At 48.1% G+C, this 18984-nt stretch carries 13 protein-coding genes; 11 read left to right on the top strand and 2 right to left on the bottom strand.

All coding sequences use genetic code 11. The features are described 5' to 3' along the window. Positions 1-114 precede the first annotated feature (114 nt). The 10 genes from QNH46_RS12195 to treR all read left to right on the top strand — a co-directional run bounded on the left by QNH46_RS12195 (position 115) and on the right by treR (position 11531). Positions 115-1953: a UbiD family decarboxylase gene (locus QNH46_RS12195; RefSeq protein ID WP_283928421.1), complete on the top strand. Its 1839-nt coding sequence runs from the start codon at positions 115-117 to the stop codon at positions 1951-1953. Between the two features lie 181 nt (positions 1954-2134). Next, on the top strand, positions 2135-2761 hold the full coding sequence (locus QNH46_RS12200) for a DUF1796 family putative cysteine peptidase (RefSeq protein WP_283924554.1): 627 nt from the start codon (positions 2135-2137) through the stop codon (positions 2759-2761). Between the two features lie 93 nt (positions 2762-2854). Beyond that, positions 2855-3142 carry a hypothetical protein gene (locus tag QNH46_RS12205; protein ID WP_283924555.1) on the top strand — a complete coding sequence of 96 codons (288 nt, stop codon included), beginning with the start codon at positions 2855-2857 and terminating at the stop codon, positions 3140-3142. Positions 3143-3280: 138 nt separating this feature from the next. Beyond that, complete coding sequence (locus QNH46_RS12210; RefSeq protein ID WP_283924556.1) at positions 3281-3619, top strand: glycosyltransferase family protein; 339 nt, start codon at positions 3281-3283, stop codon at positions 3617-3619. An 18-nt stretch (positions 3620-3637) separates the two neighbouring features. After that, positions 3638-4207 (top strand): phosphocholine cytidylyltransferase family protein, encoded by a 570-nt coding sequence (locus QNH46_RS12215; RefSeq protein WP_283924557.1) that lies wholly within the window; start codon positions 3638-3640, stop codon positions 4205-4207. A 106-nt stretch (positions 4208-4313) separates the two neighbouring features. After that, positions 4314-5464, top strand: a protein-coding gene (locus QNH46_RS12220) for an IS3 family transposase (protein WP_430691933.1) whose coding sequence is annotated in 2 segments (ribosomal slippage) — positions 4314-4575 and positions 4575-5464 — 1152 coding nt in all. Because the reading frame shifts where the segments join, the coding sequence is not laid out codon by codon here. A gap of 141 nt (positions 5465-5605) precedes the next feature. Next, a complete protein-coding gene (locus QNH46_RS12225; RefSeq protein WP_283924558.1) occupies positions 5606-6721 on the top strand; it encodes a DNA alkylation repair protein in 1116 nt (371 codons plus the stop codon). A gap of 273 nt (positions 6722-6994) precedes the next feature. Further along, positions 6995-8713 carry an alpha,alpha-phosphotrehalase gene (gene treC, locus QNH46_RS12230; protein WP_283924559.1) on the top strand — a complete coding sequence of 573 codons (1719 nt, stop codon included), beginning with the start codon at positions 6995-6997 and terminating at the stop codon, positions 8711-8713. A 56-nt stretch (positions 8714-8769) separates the two neighbouring features. After that, positions 8770-10731: a PTS system trehalose-specific EIIBC component gene (gene treP, locus QNH46_RS12235; RefSeq protein WP_283924560.1), complete on the top strand. Its 1962-nt coding sequence runs from the start codon at positions 8770-8772 to the stop codon at positions 10729-10731. Between the two features lie 74 nt (positions 10732-10805). Beyond that, on the top strand, positions 10806-11531 hold the full coding sequence (gene treR, locus QNH46_RS12240) for a trehalose operon repressor (protein ID WP_283924561.1): 726 nt from the start codon (positions 10806-10808) through the stop codon (positions 11529-11531). Positions 11532-12220: 689 nt separating this feature from the next. Here treR and QNH46_RS12245 read toward each other — a convergent pair. Then, positions 12221-14071 carry a hypothetical protein gene (locus QNH46_RS12245; RefSeq protein WP_283924562.1) on the bottom strand — a complete coding sequence of 617 codons (1851 nt, stop codon included), beginning with the start codon at positions 14069-14071 and terminating at the stop codon, positions 12221-12223. Between the two features lie 578 nt (positions 14072-14649). Here QNH46_RS12245 and QNH46_RS12250 point away from each other — a divergent pair. After that, the gene (locus QNH46_RS12250; protein WP_283924563.1) at positions 14650-18108 is read left to right on the top strand and encodes a glycoside hydrolase family 2 TIM barrel-domain containing protein; all 3459 of its coding nucleotides are present in this window, start codon (positions 14650-14652) and stop codon (positions 18106-18108) included. On the opposite strand, the gene cdaS is transcribed toward QNH46_RS12250, so the two are convergent. After that, positions 18089-18706, bottom strand: coding sequence for a sporulation-specific diadenylate cyclase CdaS (gene cdaS / locus QNH46_RS12255; protein WP_283928422.1), 618 nt, complete (start codon positions 18704-18706; stop codon positions 18089-18091). The genes QNH46_RS12250 and cdaS overlap by 20 nt on opposite strands. Positions 18707-18984: the final 278 nt, after the last annotated feature.

Here is an 18984-nt window from a genome sequence, read left to right on the forward strand (position 1 = left end):
CCAGCCCGCTTCTGATATGTTATTATGAGGAAGGCATCAATGAAGGCATCAATGATGATGTTCAAACAGCACTTGTTAGAACGAATATCTCTGGAGAATGGATGGAGTATATATATGAAGTATCGCAATTTGGAAGAATGCGTCGTTGATTTGGAGAAGCACGGACATTTGGTCCGTATTCGCGAGGAAGTAGACCCTTATTTAGAGATGGCCGCGATTCATTTGCGCGTCTATGAAGCTGGAGGCCCGGCATTATTATTTGAAAACGTCAAGGGTACGAAGTATCGGGCTGTCTCTAATCTCTTCGGAACGATCGAGCGGAGCAAGTTCATTTTCCGCAATACATGGCGGGCTGCGGAGAACGTAATTGCTTTACGCAATGACCCGATGCAAGCGTTGAAGAAGCCGTTTCAGAGCATGAGCTCGGGTTTGGCCGCGCTGACTGCGCTGCCTTTCAAGAAACCAGGGGGGCTGCCGTCTGGCATGCAGGAAATACAAATTTCGGATTTGCCGCAAATCCATCATTGGCCGATGGACGGAGGAGCGTTCATTACGCTTCCGCAAGTGTACACAGAGGATCCGGACAAGCCGGGAATTATGAATTCCAATCTGGGCATGTACCGCGTGCAGCTTAGCGGCAACGACTATGAGATCAACAGAGAAGTCGGTATGCACTATCAAATCCATCGCGGAATCGGCATTCACCAGGACAAGGCCAACAAGCTAGGGAAGCCGCTGAAGGTAAGCTGCTTTGTCGGCGGGCATCCAGCGCACTCCCTAGCTGCCGTCATGCCGCTGCCGGAGGGAATGAGCGAGCTGACGATTGCGGGAATGCTCTCCGGGCGGCGTTTTCGCTATAGTTATGTTGATGGTTATTGCATCAGCCATGACGCTGATTTCGTCATAACGGGTGAAATTCATCCCGGAGAGACAAAGCCGGAGGGACCTTTTGGCGATCATCTGGGCTACTATAGCTTGGTTCATCCTTTTCCCGTCATGAAGGTACACAAAGTATACGCGAAGCCGAATGCCATCTGGCCGTTTACGGTTGTCGGACGTCCTCCGCAGGAGGATACGGCGTTTGGCGAGCTGATCCACGAGCTGACCGGTGATGCCGTCAAGCTGGAAGTTCCGGGCGTGAAAGAGGTGCAGGCGGTTGACGCTGCAGGCGTGCATCCGCTCCTGTTCGCGATCGGCAGCGAGCGCTATACGCCGTACCAGGAGGTTAAGCAGCCGGCCGAGCTGTTGACGATTGCCAATCATATTCTAGGGACGAACCAATTGAGCTTGGCGAAATATTTGTTTATTACCGCCGAAGAGAAGCAGCCGCTTAGCACGTATCGCGAAGTCGAGTTCTTAAGCTATATCCTGGAGCGCATTGACCTGCACCGGGATATCCATTTTCATACGAACACGACAATCGATACACTTGATTATTCCGGGACAGGACTGAACACCGGGAGCAAGGTTGTTTTTGCAGCATACGGGGAGAAAAAAAGGGAGCTCTGTACGGAGGTTCCTGACGGACTGAAGGACATTCGCGGCTACGAAAACGTCCGTTTCGTCCTGCCGGGCATCGTCGCCATGCAGGGACCAGCGTTTAGAGATTACGCGAGCGCGAATAAGGAGATGGATGAGCTCAGCGAGGCGATCGCGGCAAGAGGAGAATTCCCTTCCTGCCCAATGATTATTCTATGCGACGACAGCGAGTTTCTGAGCGCATCTCTGAGTAATTTTCTCTGGGTAACCTTCACTCGCAGCAATCCGTCCCATGATATTTACGGAGTAAACAGCTATTACGACAACAAGCATTGGGCTTGTGACAACGTCATTATCGATGCCCGCAGCAAGCCACATCAAGCGCCGCCGCTTATTCCCGACCCGGCGGTGGAGAAAAATATTGAGCGCTTGTTTGTTAAAGGGGCTAGTTTAGGTGGGATCAAGATAGGATAGAATTGAGATAGTTAATGAGCTCCCGTCTCTTTCAGAGACGGGAGCTGTTTTTTGTGACAGAAGGGACTAGTCATCACTCTACTCTTATAAAATATTTGTTTGCCCCCTTCCTAATATCTAGTTCCTAGTAAGAGATGTGAATATTATATATAGAGATTTGGAACTACGGGGAGGTATGAGGATGAGACTGTTTGAACTGCAACGCCCATATGATCTTGTTATGAGCCTTGGTTATAATTGCATGACAGCATACCAGTTGAAGAGATTATCGCTTAGAAGCTTTTCAGGACCTGTCGATTGGGTGATTATCCATGAGGTAAGCGACTTAATTCGTCTGCTGGACAATCGTTTTCAGGGATATATGGAGGAACAGAATCTAAAGATCCTGGGCACCCATAATGGATATTTTTCGGTTCAGGACACGGAATACAAGGCGCATTCCTTCCACGACTTCCCACGCTCTGGCGATAATGAGATGATTACAAATTATTCGGAATTTAAAGAAAAGTTGGATAGACGCATTAGCCGCTTCATAAGCTTGGCTGCCCAAGCAGATTCGGCTTTGTTTGTCCGTGAGCGCTGCAGCTATGAGGATGCGGTGCGTTTGAGAGATAGCTTAGCTTCTTTGGTCAAAGGCAAGACGCATTTATTAATTATTAACTATACGAGGGAAGGCAGACTCGTTGAGCATCATTGGGTGGATGACGGCATTTGCAGTGTAGACGTAAATCTCGATGTCGAAGATGAATTTTTTCGTGATTCATATTGGAACGATGCCTTTCGGGGGGTGTCATTAATTCAGAAATGACGGGTGATTTGCCCAAGCAAAAGACATATTCTACAAATATGATGAACTAACTACTCGTACAGAATGGAGCAAGGATCAGGGAGAGGATAGAAATTGCCCAGACCGATAAACTTTATTACCGTTGAAAGCGAAAGCTATACCCGCATCATAACAAGTATCGTCGATCCGATTCGAAAATTCCTGCCAGACAGTCTGGTTTCGGATCGCCTTGCGTTGAAAGACGCGGTAAACGTTCATTTTTTTAATGAAAAGGAGTACAGGAGCGAGGTTGCCCACTGCGGCATCAATGTCAGTATGTTTCATGGGATTGCCGACAAACAGATACGTACAGGGGAGCAAGTCGGCTTTCATGATTATGTCCTTGTTCCGGGGTCGGTATGAACCGTATTATCTGCACCAACCCATTCTAAATCCTGTTCTTCTTATCCTGCATTCAAGGAATTTCTTAACAGCTTTCCTTCACATATTCATTTCCGTGTTTCTTTGCACCCCTATGATCAGGTTCATCCTAAACCAACCATGGAAGAGCTTGTGGCAACAGACGTAGTGATTTCGGACATCAGCAGCATTGTTTATGAAGCCTGGTCCTTGGGAAAACCCGTCATCTTTCCTGATTGGCTTGTCAAGGACAAAGTCATGAGTGATTGGCCAAACTCCATTCCCGCAAAAATTTATAGTGAAAAAATCGGCTACCATGCGTACAACTTCGACCATATGATTGAACTGATAGACCTCGCTTTGATTCAAGGAATTGACAGAAAAGCCCAGCAATTCATGAGGCAGATTCTCCCTCAAAGGCTAAGAGGAAAATCCGGAGAAGTCACAGCACAGGTTCTTCAGAAAATAGCAAAGCTATAAACCGATGCTGTAGAGGGGATGGTAATAACGGGTTACCAGCACGAAGTGCTTGAGACTTTTTTGAGGCGAAGATTTCCTACAGTGCGGCTGCAGTTTATATATAATGATCAATATTCAGTAAAAGACAACATTTATTCTTTTTCTTTAGCAGAGGAATACGTCGGAAATGAAGAGTTGCTGTGTATTTGCTCGGATATATATTGTGAGTCAAGACTGCTGCAAACAGCAGTTCAAGCGCCGTTCGATATTCTCATGGTGGATGATACGAAAGAAATTCCTTCTGGGGCTATGAAGGTTAGAGTGAATGGTGATGGATATATTACTAAAATAAGTAAAGAGCTTTCTGTAGAAGAAAGCACGGGGGAAATCGTCGGTATTTCCAAAATATCCGCTTCCAATACAGCTTTCATTTTCAAGCGGGTCGCGACTTATTTAGACAAAGGTATTGTAAACGTCTGGTGGCCCTATGCCATAAATGACGTCCTCGAGCAAATCAAACTGCGTCCATGGTCTACAGATGGCATAGGCTGGGTAAATGTGAATACCTTCGACGATTTGAAAGTGGCCATGAATATTGCTAATGATTAAAAAGAAGAGCAGATTTTTAATCTTGGTATTATCCCCTCATGGTAGACAGTGAAAAAAGAGTCCATGTATTATGGATTCAACACAGTTGACCGGAGGGGATTTTTCTATGCCACCAAAGAAGGGGCAGACGTTTGCCAAATACAGCGAGGAAACAAAGAAAGAAGCAGTACGACTACGTACAGAAGAAAACTGGTCGTATTCCATGATCAAAGAAAAGTTGGGAATCAAGAGTGATGCACAAATCATTAGCTGGGTGCGTAAAGCACAGAGGGGAGAAAGCTTTGAAGATTGTCGCGGACGATGGACGAAGAAGCATTTTAGCAGCGTAGAAGAAGAGAATGCTTACCTGAAAGCGCAGGTGGAATACCTAAAAAAGCTCAATCCAAATCTACACGGGGAGGGAAGTTGGATAAGCAAGCCCGGTTCGAGTCCATTCGAGAAATGAGCCCGCTTTATCCGCTCGTGAAGCTCTGTAAGATTGCAGAAGTGTCACGAGCTGGTTACTACAAGTGGTTGAATACATTGGCAGATCGAGAAGCAATGTTAGAAGCAGATACCATGTTAAAGGATCACATCTTGGCCATTCATCGATTGCGGCCCTATTTTGGCTATTATCGCATGCGTACCGCTTTACGGAAGGAGGGCCTCCTTGTTAACCACAAAAAGGTCCGCAGGCTTATGCGTGAACTTGGAATACGGTCCGTTATTCGGAAGAAGCGTCCCTTCACCGGTTATAAACCCTCCGTCATATTTCACAATGTCTTAAACCGAAAGTTCGCGGCTGAAGCTGTTATGGAAAAATACGTAACAGATATCACTTATGTACGAACGGGTAATGACTTTATTTACCTATCCGTTGTCATGGATTTATATAATAATGAGATCATTGCTTGGAAGCTTAGCGAACGAAATGATCTCCAACTCGTACTTGAAACTGTGAAACAGATTACCGCTCCTGGAGCCCTTCTACATTCCGATCAGGGTTTTCAATACACGACTAAAAGCTATGCAGCCTTATTGGACGACCTAAGACTCGTAGGAAGCCACTCAAGGCGCGGGAACTGCTTTGACAACGCGTGTATTGAATCATTCTTCTCTCATCTAAAAACGGAAAAACTGCATTTAGAAAAGCCTAAATCGATCGGCGAGGCTCAAGAGCTTATCGCCCAGTATATCGATTATTATAATCACGAACGGTTTCAGAAAAAACTCGGCGACCGCTCCCCAGTGGAGTACCGGGAAACGATCGCCGCTTAGAACACTCTTTTCTTACTGTCTACTTGACGGGGCTATGACCATCTGGTCTCTTTTTTTTACCCATATTATAGTAGCAATTGGTAGAGCAGTTGCTTTAATATGGTTGGAGGAACTTGTATTTAGACAGGGAGGATATATAGGATGGCCGAGCCGTTAAAGTTAATGTATAACAAGGATTTTCTAAGCGGATTTGCTAAGAAGGTGAAGCGAGCCTATAGCGAATTTGACGAAGCTTCATTTATCACGGAAGTATTGGCTGAGCCATGGGGCGAACTAGAGCTAAAAGCCAGAATAAGAAAAATCAGCTCCTCGCTGGGACACTGTCTTCCCGGCGATTATGAAGAGGCGATCAAGGTTCTTTATCAAATAGATGAGCAGTGCGTAGGGTTCCCGTATTTGTTCTTTCCCGATTTTGTGGAGGTATACGGTCAGGCCGACGAGCATTGGGAGCTTTCCATGCAGGCTTTGGAGCGTTTTACGTCCAAATCAACCGCAGAATTTGCAGTACGGCCGTTCCTGCTGCGAGATCCGGAGCGGATGATGCAGCAAATGATGATTTGGTCGAAGCATGATAACGAGCATGTGCGCCGTCTTGCCAGCGAAGGCTGCCGGCCGCGTTTGCCTTGGGGACAAGCTTTGCCGATGTATAAACGCGACCCTGCGCCGCTGCTTCCCTTGCTGGAAGAATTGAAGGCCGATCCGTCATTATATGTGCGAAAAAGCGTGGCCAATAACCTGAATGATATTACGAAGGATCATCCATCCGTGGTGATCCGGTTAGCCGGCGAATGGTTTGGCGAACATCCGGACACAGACTGGATCGTCAGGCATGCGTGCCGCAATTTAATTCGCAAAGCCGACCCTGAAATCATGAAGCTGTTCGGATATACGGATACGGCGGCCGCGGGGAAGGTGCCGCTAGTGTCTAATGCTGTATTATCCGTGGACAAAGCCATAGTTGCGATCGGAGACAACAGTGAGTTTGGCTATGAGCTTCGTTTTCGCGAAGGGGATCCTGTTAGAGTTCGAATCGAATACGGCATCGATTTTGTGAAGGCAAACGGACAGACATCGCGCAAGCTATTTCGATTAGTAGACCGAACTTTGCCTGGCGGAGCACGGTATGCAGGTTCACGGAAGCATAGCTGGAAGGATTTGACGACCCGCCGCCATTATCCTGGCGAGCACCGGATCATTCTGTTGGTTAATGGGCAAGAGGTAGCATCTGAAGCTATTGAAGTGATATTCCAGAACTAGGCGTAAACGAATACTAGATTATAAAATGAACATCAATGATGCCCATTTGCTGGCCGCATCAAACATCTTACATTCCCTGTCAAAGAATTGATTTTTATCAATAAAGGGGGAAGGTACAGATGTTTTTTTATTTATTAGATTTTTTCATAAAATATTAGTCCTGCAAACAAGAATAGGGTAATTATAGTTAGAAGGTTGACAACCTGTATATACAAGTATATTATGTTTAACGTACAACCTGTATATACAAGATAATAAGGAGGGGGATGCTTCATGGAAAGCAAAGGAAACCTGCCTCGGGATTGGTGGAGAACGTCAACGGTTTATCAGGTATACCCCAAAAGCTTCAAGGACACGACAGGCAGCGGTACCGGCGATATCCGCGGGGTTACGGAGAAGCTTGACTATATAAAGGGCTTAGGCATCGATATTGTATGGCTGCAGCCGGTGTATGTATCTCCGCAAAATGATAACGGTTACGACGTAGCTGATTACTACAATATCGATCCCGCTTTCGGGACGATGGAGGATTTTGATGAGCTCGTTAGGGAGCTGAAACGAAGAGACATGCATCTGATGATCGATATCGTGGTGAATCATTCGTCCACGGAGCATCGCTGGTTCAAGGAGGCGAAATCCTCTCGTAACAACCCTTACCGCGATTACTATATTTGGAGAGACCCGGCTGCGGATGGAGGTCCCCCGAACAACTGGCAGTCCAAATTTGGCGGTTCGGCATGGCAATACGATGAGGGGACGGGTCAGTATTTCCTTACTCTATTCGATAAGACCCAAGCGGATCTAAATTGGGAGAATGACAAGGTTAGGCAGGAGGTCGTAGATCTGCTCACCTTCTGGGCGAAAAAAGGCGTAAGCGGATTCCGCATGGATGTTATTAACCTTATTTCCAAGGACCAAAGCTTTCCCATGGACGACGGATCGGTGCCTCCAGGAGACGGGCGGAGATTTTATACCGATGGGCCGCGCGTTCATGAGTACGTGAAGGAGCTGAACGCCAAAGTGTTCGCGCCTTATCATTTGGTTACGGTGGGAGAAATGTCTTCCACAACGATGGAGCATTGTATCCGTTACTCAAACCCGGATGAACATGAGTTCTCGATGACGTTCAATTTCCATCATTTGAAGGTGGATTACCCGAACGGACAAAAATGGGAGCTCAAACCGTATGATTTCGAGGAACTTAAGCAGCTGCTCTCCGATTGGCAAATCGGCATGCAGCAGGGCGGAGGCTGGAATGCGCTATTCTGGAACAATCATGATCAGCCGCGGGCGTTAACCCGATTTACGGATGACGGCGAATTCCGGGAAGAAAGCGCCAAGCTGCTTGCGACCACACTTCATGGCCTGCAAGGCACGCCTTATGTGTATCAGGGCGAGGAAATCGGCATGCCTGACCCGAAATGGAACGATATTTCCGAATTCCGCGACATCGAATCACTTAATATGTATGAGATCCTAATGCAGAGGGGTAAAACTCCAGATGAGGCCGCCCATATCGTAAGGGTTCGCTCCAGAGACAATTCGCGGCTGCCTATGCTGTGGGACGACAGCGATCAGGCCGGGTTTACGACCGGTACGCCGTGGATTAAGATCGATGAGCGTTATCCGCTGATTAATGCGAAGTCGCAGGTGGAAGACCCGGAATCGATCTATCATCACTACCGGCAGTTAATCGAGCTGCGCAAGAGACTTCCGGTTTTGACGGACGGAACGTATGAGCGCCTTGATGACGGGCATCCCCGTGTTTATGCTTATGCAAGAAAGAACGCGGAGCAGATACTGGTAGTTATTTCGAACTTCAGCCGTGAAGAGGTACAGTTTGAGCTGCCAGGAAGGTTCACAGCGAATCTCTCCGCTGCGCATTCTAAGGAGCTACTACTGGGGAATACGAAGGATACGCCGGACCTTGCAGCTTCCATCAAGCTGCCGCCGTATGGATCCTACATGTGGATTATTAACACGATTAATTAAAAATATTTAACACCATGAATTACCACTCACTCTTATAAAGTCAGGAGCAGATGACGATGGCGAACATAGATCGCAAAAATGTGGAGCGCATCATCCAAGCCGTTGGCGGCAAAGACAATATCGAAGCGGCTACGCATTGCGTGACCCGATTGAGATTTGCCCTTGTGGATGAAAGCAAGGTTGATTCCAAGGCATTGGACGAAAATGATCTCGTCAAAGGGCAGTTCTCGACCCAGGGCCAATTCCAGGTCGTAATCGGACCGGGTCTGGTCGATCAGGTCTATGATGAGATGCTGAAAATTACCGGGGGAGCGAGAGCGAGCAAAGATGACGTTAAGACACTCGCCAGCAAGAAGCAAAATCCGCTTCAGCGGGCGATCAAGACGCTGGCCGATATTTTCATTCCAATATTGCCTGCGATCGTAATGGCGGGTTTGCTGCTCGGCATTAACAACATACTGACGGGACCGGACATTTTCTATGCAGGCCAGTCACTCATTGAAGTACACCCGCAGTGGGCAGACGTTGCTTCGATCATCAACCTGATTGCAAGCACAGCCTTCGCCTTCCTGCCGGTATTGATTGGATGGTCCGCGGTGCGGCAATTTGGCGGAAGCCCGCTGCTGGGGATCGTGCTTGGCCTGATTCTGGTCAATCCCGATCTGATGAGCGCTTATCAATATGCCGATGCCAAACTTGCAGGCACGGTGCCGGTCTGGAATCTCTTCGGTCTTGATGTCGAGAAGATCGGTTATCAAGGGCAGGTGCTTCCAGTCCTGGTCTCCGCGTATCTTTTAGCGAAAATCGAGAGCTTCCTGAACAAACGCGTGCATGATTCGATCAAGCTGCTTGTCGTAGCACCTGTAGCCTTGCTGGTGACCGGATTCCTTGCGTTTATCGTTGTAGGGCCGATCACGTTTGCAATCGGTAACGTACTCACGTCAGGGCTGGTCAGCATTTTTGATTCTTTTGCCGCGCTTGGCGGATTGATTTATGGAGGATTGTACTCCTTGCTGGTCATCACGGGAATGCACCATACCTTCCTAGCCGTCGATATTCAGCTCATCGGCAGCCAAGGCGGAACCTTCCTGTGGCCGATGCTGGCTTTGGCGAATATCGCGCAGGGCGCCGCGGCGCTTGCTATGATGTTCGTTGCCAGAGAACAGAAAGCCAAAGGGCTGGCCGTAACATCATCAATTTCCGCCTTCTTGGGAGTTACCGAGCCGGCTATCTTCGGCGTGAATGTGCGCCACAGATATCCTTTTATTTTCGGAATGATCGGTTCCGGGATCGCGGGAGTGATTTTAGCCATTAATAATGTTCTAGCGTCCTCGATCGGGGTCGGCGGCATTCCTGGCTTCCTGTCGATTTTCCCGAACCAATGGGGCATCTTCTTCCTGGGAATGGCAATTGTGCTTGTGGTTCCCTTTGCGGGAACGCTCTTGTATGGCAAGTATCGCATGTCTAAGACAGGTTCGGCGGTCAACGTTGAAGCGGAAGAACCTAAGAAAGAGGCGGTTCAACCTCAATCTGAAGTACAAGCTAATTCGGGCAAGCTTCCCATTGATATCGCGGCGCCGTTAAGCGGGGAAATTGTGCCTTTGTCCGAAGTACCTGACCCTGCTTTCGCGGAGAAGCAGATGGGACAAGGCATTGCTATCGTTCCGTCGGAGGGCAAGGTATTTGCTCCGTTTGACGGTACGGTTGCCCACCTGATCAAGAGCAAGCATGCATTGATTTTAACAGATACGAACGGTATTCAGATTTTGATTCATGTCGGTATCAACACGGTTTCCTTGAAAGGCGAGGGCTTTACCGCTCACGTTGAGACAGGGGCTTCCATTACCAAGGGTCAGTTGCTGCTTGAATTCGACATGGAGCGGATTGAGCAGGCTGGGCTTCCAGTCATTACACCGGTGATCGTGCCGGACGGACAGGACGTCATCGATCAGGTTAAGGAATATGAAGGACCAGCGGTTCACAGCGATACGACAGTGCTGCAGGTTGCGCTCAGATAAGAATTCGGCTCTAAGGAGTGGGGCCGTAATGACATTGCCACAAATCATGATACAATGATGTAGGTGATCAGGTGATGAAGAACAATATTTTTATGAGCCTCTATAAGGATTACGCTGAACGAATCGATGACGGTACGCTGCCGCCAGGCAGCAAGCTCCCTTCGGAGAATGAGCTGGCTGCGACCTACGGGACTTCGAGAGAGACCGTGCGCAAGGGCTTGAACCTGCTGGCACAGAATGGGTACATCAACAAAGTAAAAGGGAAGGGCTCTTTCGTTCTGGCTACGGGACGGCTCAAGTTTCCGATATCGGGGCTTGTCAGCTATAAAGAGTTGTCCGAGCGGCTCGGCAAACCAAGCCGGACCCTGGTCTATACAACCGAACGCGTTCCTGCCGGGGACACGATTGCCAAAGAGCTGCAAATTGAACCGGGACAGCCGGTGTGGAAAGTAATCCGCGCCAGGGAAATCGACGGCGAACGCATCATTTTGGATATCGATTATTTGCTTGCCGAAGTCGTTCCGCATTTGACAGAGGATATCGCGGCTGATTCGATATATCATTATTTGGAGCAGGAGCTTCAGTTGAAAATCAGCTATGCCGAGAAAGTGATTTCTGTAGATCAGGCTACTGAGCAGGATTATCGCTGCATGGACTTAGGAGAGGACAAGCATGTGGTAGTCGTCCGGGGCTATGTGCACCTGGAGGATACGACGCTCTTTCAGTATACGGAGTCCCGGCATCGGCTGGACAAGTTTCAGTTCGTTGATTTCGCAAGAAGAATATCCAGGGAGAACTAAGTAAGTGTTGAGATCAGATGGGGCTGCCACAGAAGTCATCATAGATGACTGAGGGGCGCCCCTTTTCTTTCAGAAAGCTATCCTCTCGTTTGCTTGCATTCCATTCTTTAGCTCATCTTATATTGCTATCGAACACTAAGGTGCTATGCACTAAGCTATGTCGCGTAATCTATGCTATATCGTAATCTATGCTATATCGTACACTATCGTACACTAAGCTATGTTCAAACACTAAATGGAATGCATGTATCTAATTATGCTATCAGCGCATACTTCAAGGAATTAAATGGATTTTATGATCCTAAATTCAAGAATCCCGCCCATGACGGCCTTCTAACTTCTTCTAACGACATGAAATACACTTAAATTCACTTTCCGTTCGTCGCCGCAGAAACTAACTACTATAAATCCATTTAAATAAGTTCCAACTATTAAAATTGCTGTGGCAGAGGAAAACTATCTATATACAACGGGTTTGGATTTGGAATTGTGGCTACAGCCCACAATTTACTGAAAGTGGTAGGCTTACGCCTTGCTGCTATCCAGCTCAAAAAGCTCAGTACAAAAAAGTTAGATGATAAACAGGTTGTGTTTACATCCAACTTTTTGTTTTTGGGACTAACTAGACAGACTCCATTTTTTTAGATATCAGGAAAATGATCTTCTATCGTCTCAGGTTCTAGCATATTTTATGGCTTGGCGTTCTTCCAATAAGTATAAGCATGCACCAGCGTACCTTTGAAAGACGTATGCTTCAATAACTCCTTCAGTTTCGCGAGTTCTTCCTCCATGTAGGCTGCACCCTCTTCAAAGAAGGTAATATGATTGCCTTCATGGCTGGCTTTGATTTCGACGGAGATATAGATCGGCTTGCCCAGCTCCTCTGCGAATGCAATCTCTTCCTTGGTCACGTCCACAATGCCGTTGGAGCCTTCGGCCGAGTCCCGGAAAGCCATCAGAGCGACATGATCCATACGGTCAATCAGCCATTTGCTGAGGGATATGTCCTCGCCGGTAACCTTGTACTTGTCCAGCCATACGGCTAAATCCATACTGGCCTCGAGGTTGGAATCCTTCCTCAGTTCCGTGACAAACGCATCCAGGTTCGAGGTCCATTCGGAAATAATCTGCTGCGGATCCATCCTCCACTCAGGCAGCACATAAGGCTCGATATCCAGATGGATTCCGTGAAAACGCTCATCAGGCTCTACGGCGCGGTTATAATCTTTAACGTAGTTAACGAGCCTCATCATTCTGGGTAGTTCATATTCCATAGCCCAAGTCGGCGTTCCTCCCAGGGCATGCACTTCAATTCCGGCCGCAGCCGCTTGTTTTATAAATGAAGTGTAGGCGCTGAACGGCTGCTGGAGATCCAATCGCACATATAACCAGTTCAGTTGTTTTTCGATGGCAAATTCCAGAATGTCTTGGCTGTTCCGGATAACTTCGCCGGACTCCCAAATGTATGTGCCTCTGACGACTTCATCCCGCTGAACAGGCTGCGCATCAGGCACAACATCGACGGGTTCCGGCTCGGGCTCCGTACCGGGTTCCGGCTGCGGCTCTGGTTCTGGTTCCGGCTCTGGCTCAGGAGCTGGCGTTGGTTCAGGAACCGGTTTCGAAGGTTCTTCTCCATCAGGTACCGTGTCATCTTCCGAACTATTTTGATAGATGTTCTTCCAGTTGCGCACATCATGGATGGCAAGCCCTGCGAAGGATGTATGGGAACTTAACGAAGAGGACAATAGCTGCAAGGTCTGCTCCATTTGTTCTTTGCTGTGACCGTGAAAGGTGGTGTAGGCTTGCTGGGGCATTTCTTTGGTGTTGACCGCAATGAGCAGTTTCTTCCCCAGCTTGCTGGCAAGCTCGAGCTCATCCTGGGAGAGGCTGATGATGCCGTTCTCCGAATCCACCTGGTTGCGATATGCCATGACTGTCACATGGTCAAATGTGCTTATCAGCCACTCGTTTAGACTGGTGCCATTCTCCAGGGTGAAGTGGTCAAACCAAAAAGGGATATCTATCCCGCGCTCTAGGCCTGATCCCGATAACTTGCTAAGAAATTCCTTTAGATTGCTTTCCCAGGATGAGATGATCTCATCGGGCCCGCTTTCCCACTGGTTAAGGACATAAGGCTCGATATCAAGGTGGACGCCATCGAAACGGCCTTCAGGCGTTACGGAACCGTTATAGTCCATCACCCAATCAGCAAGGCCAAGCATATCGTCGCGATATTCCACAAGAGCCCATCTTGGATCGCCCCCCAAAGCATGAACCGCAATTTGCGCCTCATGCGCGCGCTTAACGAAAGCTTCGTAGGTTTCTTTCGGCATTCGTCGATTGATCTGCAGGTAGATCAGGTTAATGCCTTCATTCCGCGAAAAACGAAGAATTTGCTCTCCGCCGTCCATAATCATATCCGTTTGCCATATCCAAGTTGCTTTAATCATAGATTTTTCTCCGTAAACCGGGGATTGAAATCCCAACAGAAGCAAGGCAACCAGAAGAACGACAAGCTTTTGGCAACCTTTCACATTCATGGTTTACCCTCCATTCCTCTCTAAGAAATTGATCTCTCTCTAAAAGTGAACGGGGTTATTATAGCATTGATACCAGAAAAATATATGAGCCCATGTTCTTACGGGACGGGTTGAATGCAGCAGGTTATCGGTGGAGAGGTATAAAAGGAACTACTTCATATATGATATTTATTAACATGATGTAGAAAAATAATTAATTATGTCAAATATTAAGGCTTGCTGCTCAGGAAAAAAGTTGCGATTTTTGTTGAAAGGACACACGCACCCTCTAAAAAGGTGTCCTATAGCACCGTATTCCCGCCTGAGGATGAGTACGTCTTGAGACAGCCTCTATTGACAAAATTCGATAAATTGAAGTCTAAAGGAACTTCATTTGTGATTTATGTAAGAAAATGTATGAAAACAGTACTATCGTCTAATGAGATCACTGAACTAGAACGCTTAAAGAAAATACTTTAAAAAATTTAGATCCAATCCCAAACTGGCATCCTAAGCTGGGAAACATGCTATATTAGGGGGGATGCAGCACAGATGCGATTCAATGAACCCATTTTACGTAGAAAGCGAGCATGCCGACTATGAATATAAAAACATTGTTTAATGATGGATGGGAATTTGCCAAAAGCGGCCTAGAGACAGCGGATCATACAGGTCTGGCCTTTGAGCCGGTCGATATTCCTCATGATTGGCTGATCTATAATACACTCAATCTTTATGAGAACAGCACAGGCTGGTACCGTAAGAAATTTACATGGACTAAGGCAGGAAAACAGCTGCTGCTGTGCTTCGATGGTGTGTACATGGATTCCTCCGTTTATGTGAACGGGCAATTCGTAGGCGAATGGAAGTATGGATATTCTTCCTTTGAGCATGAGATCACAAACGCCGTTCTTGAAGGGGAAAACGAGATTATCGTAAAAGTTGTGCACCAGAGCCCTAACAGCAGATGGTACTCGGGAGCCGGTATATACCGGAATGTATGGCTGAAGGAAAGAACAGCCGATTACATTGCTTCCGATGGCGTATACATATCGACAAAGCAGTTAGAACATGGCTGGGAGGTAGAAATTGATACCGAGCTGTGCCTTGATCAGGATGTCTATCTCTCGCATACGATTCTGGACCAAGGCCAGATCATAGCTGAGATTGCGGATCACATACCCGCTGGCTCCGGGCCAGCCATGATTAACCGGCAGAAGCTAACGGTAGAGCAGCCTAAGCTGTGGAGCCCGGAAGAGCCTCATTTGTACCAGCTCATAACCCGGCTATATCCTGCCATAGCAGGCGGAGAGAAGCCTCAGAGCCATGCACCGGAGACGCTTGAAACCGTTTCCCATGCTGTTGGGTTTCGAACCATCCGCCTGGACCCTAATGAGGGATTCATATTAAACGGAGTCAAAATGAAGCTGAACGGGGTATGCGAGCACCATGATCTGGGCGCTTTGGGGGCGGCATTTAATAAGACCGCTCTGCGAAGAAGATTCATTATTCTGAAGGAAATGGGCGCCAATGCGATTCGCACGGCCCATAACATGCCTGCCAAAGAGCTGATGGAGTTGGCGGACGAGATGGGCATGCTTGTGGTCTCGGAAGCTTTTGATATGTGGGAAAGAGCGAAAACGACTTATGACTATGCTAGGTTCTTCAAAGAATGGGCACATCGGGACGTCCGCAGCTGGGTACTGCGGGACCGGAACCATCCGAGCCTGATCATGTGGAGCATCGGCAATGAGATTTATGATACCCATGCCGATGAACGAGGCCAGGACATCACCCGGATGCTGATGGACGCCGTATTGGAATTTGATCCGAAGCAGAATGGCAGAGTCACGATTGGCTCGAACTATATGCCTTGGGAGAACGCACAGCAATGTGCCGATATCGTGAAGGTCGCAGGCTATAATTATGCGGAAAAATACTATGAACAGCACCACAGGGAGCATCCAGACTGGATCATTTACGGGAGCGAGACGGCTTCCGTCGTGCAAAGCCGGGGCGTCTACCATTTTCCGTTTGCGAAATCCATTCTTGCCGATGATGATGAGCAGTGCTCTGCACTCGGCAACAGCTCTACGAGCTGGGGAGCCAAATCTGCGGAAGCCTGCATTTTGGCTGAACGGGATACGCCTTTCTCACTAGGCCAATTTATATGGACCGGATTTGACTATATCGGCGAACCGACGCCGTATCATACGAAGAACTCATATTTTGGGCAGGTTGATACGGCCACTTTTCCCAAGGATTCGTACTACATTTATCAGTCGGCCTGGACCGATTACAGAACGAAACCGATGGTGCACATCCTGCCTTATTGGGATTTCAATCCGGGGCAATTGATCGACGTGCGGGTCTGCTCGAACGCGCCGAGAATCGAACTGCAGTTCAATGGCGAAACGATTGGCAGGCATAATATCGATCATGAGCATGGAACTGAACTTGTCGGCTGGTGGCAGATTCCTTATGCGCCAGGGGAATTGAAAGCGATCGCCTATGACGAGACAGGCCGGATCATAGCCACCGACGTCAAATCCTCATTCGGGGACGCAAGCAAAATCTGCTTAAAGGCGGATAAGGATCGGCTTGTGGCGAATGGCATGGATCTTATGTTCGTCGAAATTTCGATGGAGGACGACAATGGCCATCCGGTAGAAAACGCCAATAACCGGGTACATGTCGAGGTTACGGGCGCAGGCAGGCTCATTGGGCTCGATAACGGGGACAGTACGGACTATGATCCGTATAAGGGCCGAAGCCGCAGGCTGTTTAGCGGCAAGCTCATGGCGATCATCGCTGCGACCCTGGAGGCTGGAGAGATTCATTTGAAAGTAACCTCCCAGGGACTGGCCAGCCAAACAGCTGTCTTTGAATCTCATTTGGATGCAAACGGAGCCTATGCCGGAATATGCGCCCGAACGGAGAATGAAGAGCTGCCTTGCGTCATGGGAGCTGCGAATGAAATACCGCTACGCAAAATCGAATTGATCAGCGAGGGTGGACAACAGTTTGATCCATCCAGACGGGAGATCGTGGTCAGGGCTCAGCTACAACCAGCAGCAGCTTCGTACCGTGATGTCAAATGGTCCATTGTTAATGACGCGGGCATTGAGTCCAATATTGCGAAAGTGGAGGCGAATGGGCATGAAGCGATAATCACTGCTCTTGGAGACGGAGAATTCAGGCTGCGCTGCATGAGCAAGAACGGTACGGACAAAATTAAGCTCATATCCCAGTTGGAGTTTACGGCAAGCGGACTTGGCTCGGCCTATAAGGATCCGTATAAATTCATTTCTGCCGGGCTCTATGATTATAGCAAAGGCGAGGTAAGCAATGGAAATGAACGGGGCGTAGCTACGAGCAGGGACGGCGAGACCCAGGTTGGCTTCCATGAGATCGACTTTGGGCCGTATGGTTCAGATACGATTACGATTCCAGTCTTTGCCCTGTCGAGCGAGCCGTATCCCTTGGAAATTTGGGAAGGTATGCCGGGAGAGGAAGGCAGCGAGCTTCTCGCCAATGTCATTTATCAGAAAGAGAGCCAGTGGAACGTGTATCAGGAGGAAACGTATCGTCTTTCCAAGACGCTTCGCGGGGTGACCTCGATCTGCTTCGTGTTGCGGCAGAAGGTGCATATCAAGGGGTTTTCTTTTGAAGCGAAGAACAGAGCCTTTGAGCATAATATCGCCGCCCATAGCGACCGTATTTACGGCGATAAGTATACTATCACGGATAACAGCGTCGAAGGCATCGGCAATAACGTCTCCCTGGTGTTCGAGCAGATGGACTTTGGCAGCGAAGGGGCGACGAGGCTCATCATTTGCGGCCGTTCGCCGCTGGACAAGAATACGATTCATATCCGGTTCGGCTCTGAGGAGGGCGAGAGCAATCAACTCGTCGAGTTCACGCATTCTACGGAATACGAACAGAGGGTATTCGATATTGAGAAAATTACCGGAACGTGTAAGGTGACCTTCATCTTCCTTCCGGGCAGCCAGTTTGACTTCGGCTGGTTCCGGTTCGTCAGCCAGACTCTACATTAATGGGATGCAAGGTTCCGTTGATGGCAAAAGAAGCTTGTCCTGTTTCTTCAGATACGACAAGCACGATCGCATCGCATTGCTCCGTCAGCCCGATCGCCGCGCGGTGCCTTGTCCCCAATTTTCGATCCGTTACCCGGATGCTAGACAAGGGAAGTACGTTGGCAGCCGATACAACGGTTGTAGAGCGAATCAACACAGCACCGTCATGCAGCGGGTTTCCGGGATAAAATATCGATTCGATCAGAGCATGAGAGAGTGTCCCGCCAATCGGTATATTGGAACGAATGAGCGATTCAATGGGGTCTTGCCGTTCCACGACGATGAGCGCGCCATGCTTGCGCTCCGATAAATTCCGCACGCTAATGGTCAAATCCTCGTATTTAGTCGTGTAAGGCGATAAATAACATTTCAAATAAAAAGACGCTGCGCTCTCCACGATATCGGTCATCATATTTCGCATATTTTCAAACTGCTGAACGAGGCATATATTTTCATTGTTCAATAGTTCGATATTATGCTGCGCCAATGAAGAGATTTCATGGAGACGTATTGCCAAATGTTCTTTCAATGAGGAAGAATTGCAGTTAGGATCGGCCATGTTTTGAACCTCGATTCTGGGAATGACTGACGTATAGTTTAACCAGAAGAAGGAAGTATTATCCGCATGGTTTAGAGTCAGCTCTACAATGAAGAAGTCAGCCAGGGGGAGTTGACAGCTCCCTAAATTATTGTTAGTGTTTAACATAAATCAAAACATCATACTAGTGATCAAGGGATGTTACCAGCCGGGCATAACCTGAGCGCTCCTGTCTGCATTATAGGTGCAGGGAGGTGTTGTTCGGGTTTTTTTGTGTTCAGGCTGCTTGTCCCAAGACG

The sequence above is a fragment of the Paenibacillus woosongensis genome (genome assembly GCF_030122845.1).
Lineage (GTDB): Bacteria > Bacillota > Bacilli > Paenibacillales > Paenibacillaceae > Fontibacillus > Fontibacillus woosongensis_A.